We start from the raw sequence: 15,389 nt of genomic DNA on the forward strand, positions 1-15,389 counted from the left end.
ATGTGTAGCGGGGTGCAGTTTAATCATATTAAGTTCTTGCTAAGGAAGCGATAACTAAGCTACTTAGCCATTTTGGTTCGCAAAGACTTTACCTAATTTAATTAATTTCTCTGGTGCATCGTCAATGTTCATTTTCACTTCAACAAGGTGCATACGATCAGAATGTTGATCGATTTGATTTAAAGCATCTTGTAATTGCTTACTTGTATTTACGTGATGTGTCATTACTTGATCTTTGCCACCGAAGACTTCAGGTAACATTGTGTACTGCCATTGCGTAATATCATTGTATGGCGCGCGTTCACCATGAATTTTACGCTCAACCGTATAGCCGTCATTGTTGATAACGAATAATACAGGTTTAATATCTTCGCGCATCATAACAGCAATATCTTGTACTGTAAGTTGTAAAGCACCTTCACCTACTAGAAGTAAATTGCGGCGTTCTTTATTGGCGATTTGTGAGCCTAACGTTGCTGGTAAAGTATAGCCGATTGAGCCCCAAAGTGGTTGACCAATATACATATTATTTGAGCTTAAGCCTAAATTGTAAGAACCAAAGAATGATGTACCTTGATCTGCGAGAAGCACGTCATCTTCTTTGATAAATTGTTGTAACATCGCAAAATATTGTTTTTGAGTTAAGGCCTCATCTGAAACTTGCACTTCTTCAGATGGACGTTCGTATTGAGGGTAGTCTACATTAAATTGCACATCGATATTTTTCAGTTGTTGAACTAAATCGATAAGATGTGCGTCTTGATTTGTTGTCTCACCTGCTTGGAAATTACGGTGATTAATTGTGATGACGTCGTCTAAATCGAATTCGTAGCTAAAGCCAGCTGTAGCTGAGTCAGTGAGTTTACCTCCAATATTGAGGACACAGTCACTATGATCTACATAATTTTTAATTTGTTCTTCAGCTACTTGGCCGTCATACATGCCGATGTAGTATGGATTTTCCTCGTTAAACGCGCCTTTACCTAGAGAAAGTTGTGCTACAGGAATGTGCGTTTGATTAACGAACTGCTCTAGCTCTTCGTGTAAGTTGAAGCTGTTGATTTCATGACCAGTTAAAATAACGGGTTGTTTCGCGTCTTTCAAACGTTTCTCAACCGCTTCGACAAGATTTGAAACGTCGCTCTCTTGATGTGTAGGGTGTTTGAACGTTTCTGTCACTTCGATTTCTTCTCCAGCCACATCAATTGGCAAGTGAATGTGTACAGGACGTTTCTCAGTCCAAGCTGCAGTGAGGATACGTGGAATTTCTGTTTGTGCGTTCTCTGGCGTAATATACGCTTCTGAAGTAGTTATCGGTTTGTACATTTGACGGTAATCATCAAAGCTACCTTCACCTAATGAGTGGTGTAAATAAGCACCCGCTTGCTCTGCAGAACGTGTTGGAGCGCCTGTGATTTGAACGACGGGTACACGTTCAGCGTAAGCGCCTGCGATACCGTTAACCGCACTCAATTCACCAACACCAAATGTTGTAACCATCGCGCTCATACCGTGCATGCGTGCATAACCATCAGCGGCATAGCTTGCGTTAAGTTCGTTCGTATTACCTACCCATTTCATGTCGTCTCTTTCTGTAATATCGTCTAAGAAAGTTAGGTTGAAATCTCCAGGTACACCGAAGATCGTTTCGACACCAAATTCACTAATACAGTCCATTAAATATTGTCCTACACGTCTTTTCATTTCCATTTCTCCTTTGCGATTGATTACTTCTAGGATAAATCTATCTGCATTAAAGGTCAATTAAGTTGACCTATTTGCGTAAAAATTTTTCTGTCGTACGTCACTTTGTATGACGACATTTTACGACACTAGTCTCTTTTTACCCTTTTAAAAGGCATTTCAATCTCAATTTTTGAGGCGGAAATATGAAAAAGACCGCACTTCAAATGAAATGGAAAGCGAGGAAGAAGAAAGGCACTTTAGTAGTGGCCTTTATTCTTCATGTGTCTCGCGAGTTGATTCGTGCTGATGTTTTAAATGTTTAATTTCTTTATATCCGGAGCGATAGGACGCAAATTCTTCCATAATCGCATACCAATCTGTCCCGACACGTTCTTGAATTTCACTAAATAAATCATTTTGCGCTTTATTCAGTTCTTTAACGAGTTTCGTCCCCTCTTCTGTAGGGTACAGCCGCTTCACACGACGATCTTTAGTGGATTGTTGTTCTTGAATTAGCCCTTTATCCTTGAGCTTTTTCAAAGTTGCATGACTCCCCTGTTTCGATATTTCAAGACTTTTTAACAAATTTTTCACTGTAATGCCCGGGACCTTTTCGATAAAAAACAAAAAACGATGATGTTGACGACTCAAACCATACGCTTCGATAATTTCATCTGCCGTATTAATAAATGTCTTATAGGCAAAGTAGAACAGTAAATTCTCATAATCATTGTTACTTGAAGCCATAATTCATACTATCCTTCCTAATTTCATTCAATATCTCAATATTCTTACAAATATTTAGTTAACTCTCTTCGCAATTTTGTACTATCAGAGCCATTGTAACATGCTTTATACTTGAGCAACACTTCAACATACAAAGGGGGACTGTGGGATGAATATCTTGTCATTTGTCTTCTATACCTTTCTCGTCACTGGAACGCCGGGACCCACGAATCTAGATATATTGAACACCATTAAGTCACAAGGTCGTCGCGCAGGCATTCAATATACATATGGCGCATCACTCGCTTTCTTTACTTTACTCGTATTGTCAGCGCTAATTAATAGCTTGTTCGCTCAATATATACCTCCCGTTCTGACGATTATGAAAGTCATTGGTAGTTTGTACATGCTATACTTAGTCTACTTATTGTTTAAATCTCACGGTAGCGATGAGCCTACAAACAAGGGGAGTTTTAAATCGGGTTATTTATTACAATTTTTAAACCCTAAAGTCATCACTTTTACACTTACGGTACTACCCTCATTTGTACTGGGTACCTATCACACTTTCTCGACGATAAGTTTATTCATTATCGTTATTACACTTATAGGTGTCTTCTCTTTCGGATTATGGGTCGTCTTTGGCGCGTTACTTCAGCGCTTTCTTCAACGCCATGAGATGGTAGTTACGATTGTGATGGCAATATTTCTCGTTTATGCTGCTGTTGTAGTTTGGCTTTGATATGAGAGGCGATGATAGATGATGAATCATTTTAAGTATAAAAATGCAATCGGCATTACTGCGATGCATGCGCATTTGGATGACTTTCGCTATAAGAAACACGCCCATCAAGAATATGCTATGGGCGTGACATTGCGTGGTCTGCAATCTTACCATTTAGGTGGTACACATCATCTTTCTCATACGAGTGGGGTGATGTTATTTAATCCTGAAGAAACGCATGATGGCCAATCGTATGATGCTCAAGGACTGGAATACATTATGCTCTATATCAAGCCTGTTATGTTGAGAGAAGCATTGGGGATCACCACAAATGTGAAGTTTACGACTCCAATTATTTACAATCCACGTATTTCAGAACGTATCATCAAGTTGTGGCAAGCGATATTTTATGAGCATTCTGAAGTTGAATGTCATGAACGTTTCGTAGATTTAATCGATCAATTTCCAAGACAAGTGATATCTTCATCTTCAAGAGCTGATAATGCAAAGACAAAGTTAGCTATAGAAATAATTAAACTGCATTATAATGATAAATTGAATTTAGAACAGTTGAGCCAAGCTCTAGAAATGTCTAAATATCAATTTATTCGCTTCTTTAAAAAGCAGACAGGATTAACGCCGCATCAGTATTATATTAATTACAAAGTAGAACGTGCTAAGCAAATTATCGAGACGTATAAAGATGTGTATTGGGCTATTGCTGAATGCAACTTTGTGGACCTTGCTCATTTAAATAAGTGCTTCAAGTATCGCTATGGCGTCACAGCCTATCAATTCATGTCGGGATTAAAATAACGCGGAGATTGTCATATATAACTTAAGCGCTTTTCAAATACTCGAAGTTGAAAAGCGCTTTACTATTGATATACATATTTATTAACTTTGTGTACGTGGCCCCTTGTGTTTTATCACTGCGTGTCCTCTATCTACATCTCTATCGTTTCACCGCTACGAATCTTATCTGCCAATTCATTTAACTTACGCATACGATGGTTAACGCCAGATTTTGAAATTTTGCCTGAAGACACCATTTCTCCTAATTCTTTCAACGAAATCTCTTGGTGCTGCACACGTAATTTCGCAATTTCTCTCAAACGGTCAGGTAAATTATCTAAGCCAATTTCTTGGTCGATAAGTTGTATACTTTCAACTTGCTTCATTGCCGCACTTACTGTTTTATTGAGATTAGCCGTTTCACAGTTCACGAGACGGTTCACAGAATTACGCATATCTCGGACGATACGCACATCTTCAAATTTCAATAAGGCTTGATAGCCACCAATAAGACTGAGGAAATCAGAAATCTTCTCCGCTTCTTTCAAGTACACAATGCTGCCTTTCTTACGCTCCAGATATTTCGCATTCAGGCCGTAGTGGTTCATTAATTTCACTAAGCCTTCTGAATGCGTCTCATATTGTGAAAAAATTTCTAGATGATAAGAAGACGTTTCAGGGTTATTGACGGAACCTCCTGCTAGAAAGGCGCCACGTAAATAACTTCGGCACATTTCGTCATCGTCAGTCATCGCTGCGTCTATTTCATGCATAAACATACCATCACGCAAAATGCATAAATCATCTAGTATTTTTTTCGCTAGCATTTTAATACGACAAATATAGATGTTATTTTTCTTTAATTTCATTTTTTTACGCACGAGAATTTCAACTTCTACATTAAAAACTTTTTTAATCAACGAGTAGATTCGACGTGCAGTTGTCGCATTCTCCGTTTGTACATCAATGATGAACTGTTGATTAGAAAGGGAGAGCGCACCGTTCATACGAATCAACGCGCTTAGTTCTGCTCTTGCATTCGCTTCATCGACTTCTATTCTCGTTAATTCATTTTTCATATCAGATGCAAAACTCATCGTTATGACAACCTTTCTAATCTACATATTCACTTAATGATTTCTGCGATTTTTATCCCTTTTAAACTCAATCGTACTTGTCTCACGCAACGCGATTTCGTAAATCATCTTAGATAAGACTTTTGTATTGTGGCGCACGTAATGCTCCGACGAAATTTCAACAAGATCTTCACTTGAGAAGACTTCTACGCCTGCCGCTTCTAATCGCTCAATATCACAAGTCACGGGCTCAGCGTTCTCTTTGCGATACCGTTCGAGTACCTCATCGTTATACGTTTGGTCCCCGCAGATTATATAGCTGATAAAATCTTGGCCTACGTGGTCATGAATAGCTTGTAAGTGGTCCATCGCAGTATAGTGCGTCGTCTCGCCTGATTGTGTCATCACATTTGTGACATACAATTTAGGTGCATAACTCTCTACAAGTGCTTCAGAAATACCTTTAACACATAAGTTAGAAATCACACTCGTATAAAGCGAACCTGGTCCTAGAACGATGAGATCTGCCTCTTCAATTGCTTCGATGGCTTCGCTCATTGGCTCCACATCTTCAGGCTCTAGAAACACACGTTTAATGTGTTTATTCTTCTTCGGAATGTTAGACTCCCCGTAGACCACTTCCCCATCATCCATTTCGGCATTCAAGCTCACACTCGAATTGGTAGAGGGAATGACCTGCCCTTTAATGTTTAAAATCTTACTCAATTCTTTCACTGCATGTCCGAAATCATCCGTGATATTCGTCATCGCAGCGATAAGCAAGTTACCTAACGAGTGCCCTTCAACTTGATCTTCTTCAAAGCGATATTGGAAGAGCTGTTCAAGCACAGGTTCCGTTTCACTTAAGGCAGAAATGACGTTACGAATATCACCTGGCGCAGGAATATCCATTTCGCTTCGAATCTTACCGGTACTTCCGCCGTCATCTGCCACTGTTACGATTGTCGTAATATCTATAGGAAATTGCTTAAGTCCACGCGCGAGCACTGACAATCCAGTCCCGCCGCCGATAAGCACGAGTTTGATTCGTTTCATTATTATTCGCCACTTTCAATATGTGCATCGCGATGTTGCACATATACATGATAATCAAAGCTTTCTTTCAATTCTGAGCCGATTCTTTTCGCTAATGCGACAGAGCGGTGCTGTCCACCTGTACAACCTATCGCAATAACGAGCTGAGATTTACCTTCTTTCTTATAACCTGGAATCATAAATTTCAATAAATCCATGAGTTTGTTATAGAAAATTTCTGTTTCTTTCCATTTCATCACATACTGATAGACACTATCATCTTCACCCGTTAAAGGTCTCAATGATTCAACATAGTACGGGTTAGGTAAGAAACGCACATCAAAGACGAGATCCGCATCAATTTGAATCCCATGCTTGAAGCCAAAGCTAGTAACGTTAATACTAAAAGGCTCGTATTTATTGGAAGTGAAGTAATCATTAATACGTTTCTTCAATTCTTTCGTTGTTAAATGTGTGGTATCTATCGTGTAATTAGCTAAACTTTTAATTTCTGATAACAGTTTGCGTTCTTCATCAATCGCTTCTACTAATGAGCGTTGACCTTGATCGTTTAATGGGTGTGCACGTCGAGACTCTTTATAACGTGAAATCAGTTTCTCATTCGTCGCTTCTAAGAACATTAAATCTACAATAACGTCATTACGACTCTTGATCTGATCAATTTCTTTAATCAAGGATTTAAATAACTCTTTACCTCTAAGGTCGATGGCAATAGCGACTTTCTGTAACGATGGATTCCCTTGCTCCATCAGTTCTACAAATTTCGGCAAGAGTATCGGCGGTAAATTATCGACACAGAAGTAGCCGATGTCTTCTAAAGTTTGTATCACAAATGATTTACCTGCCCCTGATAATCCTGTTACGACTAACAGTTCACTTTTCACAATATCTTTGTCATCTCGTTGCATTTCTCAATCCACCATCCGTTGCTTTATGTTATGTTGTTGCTGCTTTGTTTCACGTTACCTTTTCTTCAACGTCTTCTATGCTTGACCACTAGTCAACTATGTAAAATTTTAATTGTTTCAAGTTACAATCTAGTGCTGCTCTTGTGATAAAGAACGTTTATCTCTCCATCATATTTTACATGAAAAGTCATACATATCACAATGTTAAGTTTAGGAGTTGAGCTGAATATAACTATAGGCAATGCAAGTTCTCCGGACTCTATACGCCATTATTATGTATAGAAAAGAGATTCATAGAGGGTCAGAACACCCTCGATATGAATCTCTCGGAAGATAGAAACTCAATTAACCTTCAAGTTTCTCTTTCACTTGTTCGATATAGGCATTGGCACTTTGTGCTGCGATACTGCCATCACCTGTAGCTGTAACTATTTGACGTAAACCTTTCTCACGTACGTCACCAGCAGCATAAATACCAGGGATAGATGTGCTCATATCGTCATTGGTAACGATATAGCCTGTCTCATTTGTAATGCCTAAATCTTCAAATGGTGCTGTTAATGGTTTCATACCGATATAGATAAATACACCATCAGCATCCACTGTTTGTTCTGAACCATCTTTAGTGGATTCAAGTGTAAGTGAGCCTACTTTGCCATCTTTCTCATTAATCGTCTTCAACGTATGACTCCAAATGAAATCAACTTTGTCATTTTTGAACGCACGATCTTGTAAGATTTTTTGAGCACGTAATTCATCACGACGGTGTACAATTGTTACGCTATCTGCGAATTTAGTAAGGAAAGTACCTTCTTCGACAGCTGAGTCACCGCCACCGATAACGTAAAGTTTCTTACCTTTGAAGAATGCACCGTCACATACGGCACAGTAACTTACACCTCTACCGCCGAGTTCTTGTTCACCAGGGACACCGATTTTCTTGTATTCTGCACCAGTGGAAATAATCACAGCATAAGCTGTAATTTCTTTGTTACCTAAATTAATTACTTTATAGTCACCTTTGTCTTCAATTGACTTGATATCGCCATATTGATATTCAGCACCGAATTTCTTCGCATGCTCAAACATTTTAGTAGAAAGGTCTGGACCTGTCACAAAGTCAAAGCCAGGGAAGTTCTCAACCTCTTCTGTATTTGCCATCTGACCTCCTGGCATACCTCTTTCAATCATTACTGTACTTAAATCTGCACGAGAAGCATAAACTGCTGCTGTCATACCTGCAGGACCTGCGCCTACAATTGCAACATCGAAATCCACTTGTTCAGTCATCTACATTGCCTCCTAGTTATTTATCATCAAGCGCATTATATAACACGCCCTATCTTTGTAAAAACTATATGCTCATGAATATATCTATTGCTTTGTCGAGACGATAATAAGTTAAATCAAACCAGTCACATAGCTGTTTCTTCGTCATCTTCAGTCCTTCTGAACTGAAATACAAATAGATAGTTGCAGCTACAAAGGGTTCTACTTCAGGCAACTCGTCATAGGTATCGATTATCGTTTCGGCTAAATCAATCCATCTGATAAACACATCTTGATATTGTCGCAATGACGGTTGCTCATATATCGCTTGTAAACCTCGATGTATAAAATCCAATTTATTTAACTTCAAATCTTGAATGAGATAGGTGAGATAAAGTTTCTCGTAATCATTCATGCTTTCAAGTATCTTCCAGATTTCTTCAGTGAGTAGAATCTCTCGACCTTTCAATTGATTAAGCAAGAAAATACCATAAATACGATAATGATCATCGTCATCTAACAATAACGGCAAGATTTGAGTATTAAATTGTTCTTTACTCTTCTCTATCATCCAAGGTGGATAACCGCTTTCCACTTGAGAGACTTCGCGTAATTTATTCCAATAATATTCACTATCTTCAATATTTCCTAGGAAATAATTGTTATAGCTTAAAGCGTGATACATTTGTAAAGATAAGAACTTCCCTTTTTTATAGAGCGGAACGAGTAACTTCTGAGAAGCTTCATACTGTTTCAAATAGCTCAACACAATACCAAGTTTAAATGACTCGTCGTCATTCATAGGTACAACTTTACTGAGTAATTTCAAATAGCGTTGATACTTCTCTGTCTCGTTCATATTATGCAACAACAATGTATAGTGACAGAGTGCATGCACATCTGTATTATCTTCCGCAAGTAACGCTTCAAACATCGTTTTGGCTGTATCGTACTCGTTCATATACAAGTAGCACATAGCCAAGAGATTTCTCACGATGCGATGTTGCTGGATTTCTTCACTTTGTCTATAGATGAAATCATGAGCCGCTTCCATACGTCCTTGAGAGAATAAATATTGGAAGATGAGTTGAGTCGAGAATAATTGCGCTTCCTTTTCCAAATTCTCTGGTGCGTGATAAGAGACTTCGAACATCGACTCTAACTCTTTTTGATAATCTTTATTGCCCGAAATAATCACGTAATTAATTCCAAATAAGAATGCTTTGTTCGGTTCATTTAATGTAATGTTTAACTGGCTTAATTCATAATAGCTCTCTTCGACATTTGCACCTTCTGCGATTTGTTCGAAATAGAGCGCTTCAGCCTTTTTACCTAAACCTAATTTCGTCAATGACGTAGCATATTTATTCAGCACTTGAAAGGCTTGAGGTGACGCTTCCAGCACTTTTTGAAAATACGTTGCCGCTTTTTTAAAATCTTGTTGCGCAAATCGATGCTCAGCCATATTTCGATAGAAACTTTCATCTCTTTTCATTGGGATCACATTGTTGCGTTGTGCCATGGGGTCACCTCCTTTAATCTTTAGTCTTTAATGATTTGCATTGGATTTCCTTTTACTAAAGCACCATCAGGAACATCTTTACTCACAACAGTTCCTGCAGCGACTTGAACATTCGATCCAATATGAATACCAGGTAGTATTATAACATTCGCACCTATCAATGTATTGTCATCAATATTTACTCGACCTTTACGATGTACTTGAACTGTGAATTCATGAGTGAGAATGGTAGTGTTATAGCCAATGACACAATTCTCCCCTATCGTAATCAGTTCAGGATAGAGTAAATCCGGCATAACTTTAAAAGCAAATGCAGTATGTTGACCAATCGTCATGTTTAACAAATGAATATATACCCAGCGCTTGAGCTTTAAACTGGGTATATAACGTGTTAACTCTATGATCAGCGTATTCTTAAATAAACGGCCGCGTTGCACAAAGCGATACATTTGCCACAGTGGGTTGGCACCTTTCACTTTCTGTTCCTGTAACTTACGCACTAACGCTCACCTGCTCGTTGATTTGGCCATGGTAAAGGCTTAGCTTCTTTAAAACGTTGTGGTTTGAACTTCACGTGTCTAATAATAATGATGACGATACCCACAATCACGAGAACGATAGACATCAGTTGGGCGATGCGGATATGACTCGTCAACATTAAACTATCAGTACGTAATCCTTCTACAAAGAAACGACCGATTGAATACCAAATGAGATATAATGCAAACGTATCACCGATTCTCAAGTGCTTGCGAAGACTGAGTAGGATGATAAATCCAAGGACATCCCAAATCGATTCATATAAAAATGTTGGATGATAATAAACACCATTAATATACATATTATCAATAATAAAGTCAGGAATATGTAAGTGTTCTAAAAATGAGCGTGACACTGGTCCACCATGCGCTTCATGGTTCATAAAGTTACCCCAACGTCCGATACCTTGAGCAAGTATCATACTTGGCGCGGCGATATCTCCCATTTGAAATGGATTAATATTTTTACGCTTACAGATGAAAATACCTGTAATGAAGCCACCGATAATACCGCCGTGAATGGCGATGCCTCCATGCCAGATCTTCGGTATTTCCGCTGGATGCTGCGCATAATATGGAAATTGGAAGATAACAAAGTAAATCCGAGCGACGATAAAGCCAATAATCGCACTCCAAAAGAGAATATCTACGAGTACGTCTTTATCAAATCCGACACGTTGAAGTGTTCGTTGCGCTATAAAGTAACCTAATAATATGCCACAAGCGATGATAATACCGTACCATCGCACCGCAATAGGTCCTAATTGAAAGGCAACGGGATCGATGTAATTTAGAGTAAAATTCATGCCTTAGTTCTCCTTGTCCTGTTCTTTCTGGCTATTTCTTAATATTTCGGCGTTTAAGCGGTCATTAAATTCTTCCGCTGTATTAATTCCCATGACATTCAAGCGATAATTCATCGCTGCAACTTCGATAATGACCGCAACGTTACGACCTGGTCTCACTGGAATGGTCTTCTTCGTAATTTCCGTTTCTAATATTCGCAGCGTTTCTTCGTTAAGTCCAACGCGATCATACAATTTATCTTCATGCCAATTTTCTAAATGAATATTCAAACGTATACGTTTTTCTGTAAGAATTGAACCTGCCCCGAAGAGTGTCATCACATTGATGATCCCCAGCCCTCGTATTTCAAGTAAATGTTCGATGAGCTTAGGCGGCTTTCCAATAAGTTCGTCTTTCGTTATTTCACGAATTTCGACATTGTCATCTGCAACGAGACGGTGTCCACGTTTGATAAGTTCTAGTGCAGTTTCACTTTTACCGATGCCAGAATCACCTGTAATTAAGACACCTACGCCATATACATCGACCAGCACGCCATGGATGGACGTTGTCTTAGCAAGCTCGTGCTCTAAGAAAGTAGTAAGCCGACTCATGAGCTGCGTTGTCGCGACTGACGACATAATGAGAGGCGTATCGAGTTCTTCAGCTGCTTGATACAATTCTTGAGGTGGCTCAAGATCACGAGTCACGATAATAGCGGGCGTTTCAGGACGGCACAATTTGCGCATACGCCCTTGTCTCTCCTCGTCTGGTAATAAATTATAGAACGATAACTCTGTCGTTCCGAGCAGTTGAATGCGGTCTGAAGCATAGTGAGAGAAATAGCCTGCCATTTCAAGACCTGGTCTTGAGATGTCAGTATTCATAATCTTCTTGTTCAGACCCTGTTCTCCAGCCACGAGTTTCAGTTCAAAGCGTTCAATAATACTTTTCGTAGTTAACATCCGTACACCTCTATCACTCTTAGTACTTTTCAAGTCAGCTGATGCTGATTGATGTAAAAGTCACTACATTCATTTCATTCTATCATTATTTCACTATAAAAGTGAATTGCTCTAATCATTGTCATAAAATAGTAACCCTTGGGAGTAGCTCAGAAATATGTAATATCGTAGTTCTATCACCACAAGTAGTGCGAGAGTTCAAGAAAGCTAAATATTTCTCGAACTCAACCAGCTATCCCGCTTAGTATTAAAGACATATTTTCATAAAAAATCGGCAATGATTCAATACAGATTCTTATCTTACATAGTGAATTGTAATATGCATACACTCATTACACCATACTACTTTAGTTTCATGATATCAAAAAGCTTTATTGGAACACATTAAAAATTGATTAAGAACGGTATAAATAGCGAAGTAAGACGTGAGATGTAATGATACAAAAAGGCATTCTCACTTTCTAACTCACTCAAGAAAACGAGAATGCCAATTTCTATCTAATGGCGTGTATCTCTTTCTAATACAGGTTTCAAGTATTGACCTGTATAACTTTCTTTAACTTCAGCCACCTCTTCAGGTGTACCTGTCGCTACAATGGTGCCACCACCGTCGCCACCTTCTGGTCCTAAATCAATCAGATAGTCTGCTTTCTTAATCACATCTAAGTTATGCTCGATAATTACCACGGTATCTCCATTGTCGACAAGTTTATTGAGCACATTCAGTAGACGACGAATATCATCAACGTGAAGTCCTGTCGTTGGTTCGTCTAAGATGTAGATTGAACGACCTGTAGAGCGTTTGTGTAATTCGGAAGCAAGTTTAACACGTTGCGCTTCACCACCTGAAAGTGTCGTCGCAGGTTGACCTAACTTCACATAACCTAAACCTACATCTACCAATGTTTTCAACTTGCGATGAATCTTCGGTACATTTTCAAAGAAGTGTGTTGCTTCTTCAGCGGTCATCGCAAGCACATCCGCGATATTCTTACCTTTATAAGTCACTTCTAATGTTTCGCGATTATAGCGTTTACCATCACAAACTTCACAAGGTACATACACATCCGGTAAGAAGTGCATTTCAATCTTGATGATTCCGTCACCTTTACATGCTTCACAACGTCCACCTTTAACGTTGAAGCTGAAACGGCCTTTAGAATAGCCTCTGATCTTCGCTTCATTCGTTTGAGCAAAGATGTCACGTATATCATCAAACACACCCGTATAAGTCGCCGGGTTAGAACGCGGAGTACGTCCAATTGGAGATTGGTCGATATCAATAACTTTATCAAGTTGATCAAGTCCATCGATACCATCGTTATCCCCTGGTTTTACTTTCGAGTTATTAATTTCTTTCGATAATGTCTTGTAGAGGACTTCGTTGACTAACGAACTTTTACCAGAACCTGAAACACCAGTAACTACTGTCATTGTAGATAGAGGTAAATCCACGTTAACGTTCTTCAAGTTATTGCTACGCGCACCTTTGATATGCAGCTTTCTATCTGTAATTTCACGTCGATGTTCAGGAACTTCTATTAACTTCTGACCACTCAAGTACTGACCAGTAAGCGATGATTTCTTTCTCATGACTTGCTTAGGTGTACCGCTCGCAACGATTTCACCACCATGCTCACCTGCACCAGGACCAACATCAATAAGATAATCCGCTGCACGCATGGTATCATCGTCGTGTTCAACTACGATTAATGTATTACCTAAATCACGCATCTCTTTCAATGTGTTGATGAGACGGTCATTATCACGTTGATGTAAACCAATTGAAGGTTCATCAAGCACATATAATACACCTGTCAGTCTTGAACCTATCTGAGTAGCTAAGCGAATACGTTGTGCTTCACCACCTGATAAAGTTCCTGCTGATCGATCTAATGTAAGATACTCAAGTCCCACATTATACAAGAATTTCAGACGTGAATAGATTTCTTTAAGAATTTGATCTGCAATTGTACGATCTTGACTAGAAAGTTCAAGGTTGTCGTAATAATTTAACGCTTCTCCAATGGAATAAGCTACAACATCGCCTATATTTTTATTTCCTACATAAACAGAGAGTGCTTCACGACTCAAACGTTTACCATGACAAGTTTGACATGTAAGCTGCGTCATATACTTGCTCATCATCTCTCGCGTGTACTCTGAAGGTGATTCATGGTAACGTCGGTTAACGTTGTGAACAACCCCTTCAAATTCCATGGTTCTTTTACGTTTCTGTCCGTTTCTTTGACGGAACATAAATTCAATCTTCTTACCTTTTGAACCATACATTAAAATGTCTTTCTGACGTTGTGTGAGCTTCTTGTAAGGTTTATCCATATCAATTTTATAAACTTCACACACACGTTTAAGTAGCGTTGGATAGAAATCGGAGCTCGTTGGTTCCCAAGGTAATATAGCACCTTCATTCAACGTCTTGTTTGGGTCAGGTACGACTAAATCTAAATCTACACGTAGGATTTGTCCTAGACCATCACATGTTGGACAAGCACCAAACGGACTGTTGAAACTAAACATACGAGGTTCTAATTCGCCTATAGAAAAACCACAGATTGGACACGCATGGTTCTCTGAGAATTTCATCTCTTCGCCACCGATGACATCAACAATGAGCGTACCCTCTGAGAGTTGAAGCGCCGTTTCAATAGAATCTGCAAGACGTGTTTCGATGCCTGGTTTAACTACTAATCGATCGACTACAACCTCAATTGAATGATTCTTGTTCTTATCTAATTCAGATACCTCATTTACATCTGTAATTTCACCGTCGACACGTACACGAACATAACCCTTCTTACTAATATCGTCGATAAGCTTTTCATGTGAACCTTTGCGATGTGAAACGACAGGTGCTAAGAGTTGAATCTTCGTACGTTCCTCTAAATCGAGTATACGATCTGTCATCTGTTGCACTGTTTGAGATTCGATTTCTATACCATGGTTAGGACAATATGGCTTGCCTACACGGGCATACAATAAACGAATATAATCATAAATTTCCGTTACTGTTGCAACAGTGGAACGCGGGTTTTTACTCGTCGTTTTCTGATCAATTGATATCGCTGGAGACAACCCTTCAATACTGTCGACATCTGGCTTATCCATTTGACCTAAGAATTGACGTGCATATGCACTGAGTGATTCGACATAACGTCTTTGACCTTCAGCATAAATCGTATCAAAAGCAAGTGAAGATTTACCTGAACCCGATAAACCTGTCATCACGACGAGTTTATTCTTAGGTATTTCGATATCTACACCTTTTAAATTGTGTGCTCTTGCTCCTCTAATTGAAATGGATGGTTGTTTCATTCAT

The 15,389-nt window shown here is 39.0% G+C and carries 13 protein-coding genes; 2 read left to right on the forward strand and 11 right to left on the reverse strand.

Annotation, left to right across the window (positions count from 1 at the left end; all coding sequences use genetic code 11):
- Positions 1-63: 63 nt before the first annotated feature.
- A complete protein-coding gene (locus HMPREF2802_RS06365) occupies positions 64-1,704 on the reverse strand; it encodes an alpha-keto acid decarboxylase family protein (protein WP_070503154.1) in 1,641 nt (546 codons plus the stop codon).
- Between the two features lie 252 nt (positions 1,705-1,956).
- Entirely contained in the window at positions 1,957-2,433 is a 477-nt protein-coding gene (locus HMPREF2802_RS06370; protein WP_070503155.1) for a MarR family winged helix-turn-helix transcriptional regulator, read from the reverse strand.
- Positions 2,434-2,581: 148 nt separating this feature from the next.
- Here HMPREF2802_RS06370 and HMPREF2802_RS06375 point away from each other — a divergent pair, with 148 nt between their 5' ends.
- Both HMPREF2802_RS06375 and HMPREF2802_RS06380 read left to right on the forward strand, forming a co-directional pair.
- Positions 2,582-3,154, forward strand: a complete 573-nt coding sequence (locus HMPREF2802_RS06375) for a LysE family translocator (protein WP_070503156.1) — start codon at positions 2,582-2,584, stop codon at positions 3,152-3,154.
- An 18-nt stretch (positions 3,155-3,172) separates the two neighbouring features.
- The gene (locus HMPREF2802_RS06380) at positions 3,173-3,952 is read left to right on the forward strand and encodes an AraC family transcriptional regulator (RefSeq protein WP_083307602.1); all 780 of its coding nucleotides are present in this window, start codon (positions 3,173-3,175) and stop codon (positions 3,950-3,952) included.
- A gap of 131 nt (positions 3,953-4,083) precedes the next feature.
- On the opposite strand, the gene whiA is transcribed toward HMPREF2802_RS06380, so the two are convergent.
- The 9 genes from whiA to uvrA all read right to left on the reverse strand — a co-directional run bounded on the left by whiA (position 4,084) and on the right by uvrA (position 15,385).
- The gene (gene whiA, locus HMPREF2802_RS06385; protein ID WP_070503157.1) at positions 4,084-5,028 is read right to left on the reverse strand and encodes a DNA-binding protein WhiA; all 945 of its coding nucleotides are present in this window, start codon (positions 5,026-5,028) and stop codon (positions 4,084-4,086) included.
- 33 nt (positions 5,029-5,061) lie between these two features.
- Complete coding sequence (yvcK, locus tag HMPREF2802_RS06390; RefSeq protein WP_070503158.1) at positions 5,062-6,063, reverse strand: gluconeogenesis factor YvcK family protein; 1,002 nt, start codon at positions 6,061-6,063, stop codon at positions 5,062-5,064.
- A 2-nt stretch (positions 6,064-6,065) separates the two neighbouring features.
- On the reverse strand, positions 6,066-6,971 hold the full coding sequence (gene rapZ / locus HMPREF2802_RS06395) for an RNase adapter RapZ (protein ID WP_002472923.1): 906 nt from the start codon (positions 6,969-6,971) through the stop codon (positions 6,066-6,068).
- Between the two features lie 345 nt (positions 6,972-7,316).
- Complete coding sequence (trxB, locus tag HMPREF2802_RS06400) at positions 7,317-8,261, reverse strand: thioredoxin-disulfide reductase (protein WP_002472925.1); 945 nt, start codon at positions 8,259-8,261, stop codon at positions 7,317-7,319.
- Positions 8,262-8,325: 64 nt separating this feature from the next.
- Entirely contained in the window at positions 8,326-9,762 is a 1,437-nt protein-coding gene (locus tag HMPREF2802_RS06405) for a tetratricopeptide repeat protein (protein ID WP_070503159.1), read from the reverse strand.
- A gap of 20 nt (positions 9,763-9,782) precedes the next feature.
- Complete coding sequence (locus tag HMPREF2802_RS06410) at positions 9,783-10,262, reverse strand: acyltransferase (protein WP_070503160.1); 480 nt, start codon at positions 10,260-10,262, stop codon at positions 9,783-9,785.
- Positions 10,262-11,107 carry a prolipoprotein diacylglyceryl transferase gene (gene lgt, locus HMPREF2802_RS06415; protein WP_070503161.1) on the reverse strand — a complete coding sequence of 282 codons (846 nt, stop codon included), beginning with the start codon at positions 11,105-11,107 and terminating at the stop codon, positions 10,262-10,264. The genes HMPREF2802_RS06410 and lgt overlap by 1 nt, the downstream gene beginning before the upstream one ends.
- Positions 11,108-11,110: 3 nt before the next feature.
- Positions 11,111-12,052, reverse strand: coding sequence for an HPr(Ser) kinase/phosphatase (hprK, locus tag HMPREF2802_RS06420; protein ID WP_002472935.1), 942 nt, complete (start codon positions 12,050-12,052; stop codon positions 11,111-11,113).
- 498 nt (positions 12,053-12,550) lie between these two features.
- The gene (gene uvrA, locus HMPREF2802_RS06425) at positions 12,551-15,385 is read right to left on the reverse strand and encodes an excinuclease ABC subunit UvrA (RefSeq protein WP_070503162.1); all 2,835 of its coding nucleotides are present in this window, start codon (positions 15,383-15,385) and stop codon (positions 12,551-12,553) included.
- Positions 15,386-15,389: the final 4 nt, after the last annotated feature.

The organism is Staphylococcus sp. HMSC071G07 (assembly GCF_001811435.1).
GTDB lineage: Bacteria > Bacillota > Bacilli > Staphylococcales > Staphylococcaceae > Staphylococcus > Staphylococcus pettenkoferi.

Excerpts from the sequence above, each read along its gene's own strand:
- HMPREF2802_RS06365 (WP_070503154.1), bottom strand. The coding sequence starts at position 1,704 with ATGAAAAGACGTGTAGGACAATATTTAATGGACTGTATTAGTGAATTT.
- HMPREF2802_RS06370 (WP_070503155.1), bottom strand. The coding sequence starts at position 2,433 with ATGGCTTCAAGTAACAATGATTATGAGAATTTACTGTTCTACTTTGCC.
- HMPREF2802_RS06375 (WP_070503156.1), top strand. The coding sequence starts at position 2,582 with ATGAATATCTTGTCATTTGTCTTCTATACCTTTCTCGTCACTGGAACG.
- HMPREF2802_RS06380 (WP_083307602.1), top strand. The coding sequence starts at position 3,173 with ATGATGAATCATTTTAAGTATAAAAATGCAATCGGCATTACTGCGATG.
- whiA (WP_070503157.1), bottom strand. The coding sequence starts at position 5,028 with ATGAGTTTTGCATCTGATATGAAAAATGAATTAACGAGAATAGAAGTC.
- yvcK (WP_070503158.1), bottom strand. The coding sequence starts at position 6,063 with ATGAAACGAATCAAACTCGTGCTTATCGGCGGCGGGACTGGATTGTCA.
- rapZ (WP_002472923.1), bottom strand. The coding sequence starts at position 6,971 with ATGCAACGAGATGACAAAGATATTGTGAAAAGTGAACTGTTAGTCGTA.
- trxB (WP_002472925.1), bottom strand. The coding sequence starts at position 8,261 with ATGACTGAACAAGTGGATTTCGATGTTGCAATTGTAGGCGCAGGTCCT.
- HMPREF2802_RS06405 (WP_070503159.1), bottom strand. The coding sequence starts at position 9,762 with ATGGCACAACGCAACAATGTGATCCCAATGAAAAGAGATGAAAGTTTC.
- lgt (WP_070503161.1), bottom strand. The coding sequence starts at position 11,107 with ATGAATTTTACTCTAAATTACATCGATCCCGTTGCCTTTCAATTAGGA.
- hprK (WP_002472935.1), bottom strand. The coding sequence starts at position 12,052 with ATGTTAACTACGAAAAGTATTATTGAACGCTTTGAACTGAAACTCGTG.
- uvrA (WP_070503162.1), bottom strand. The coding sequence starts at position 15,385 with ATGAAACAACCATCCATTTCAATTAGAGGAGCAAGAGCACACAATTTA.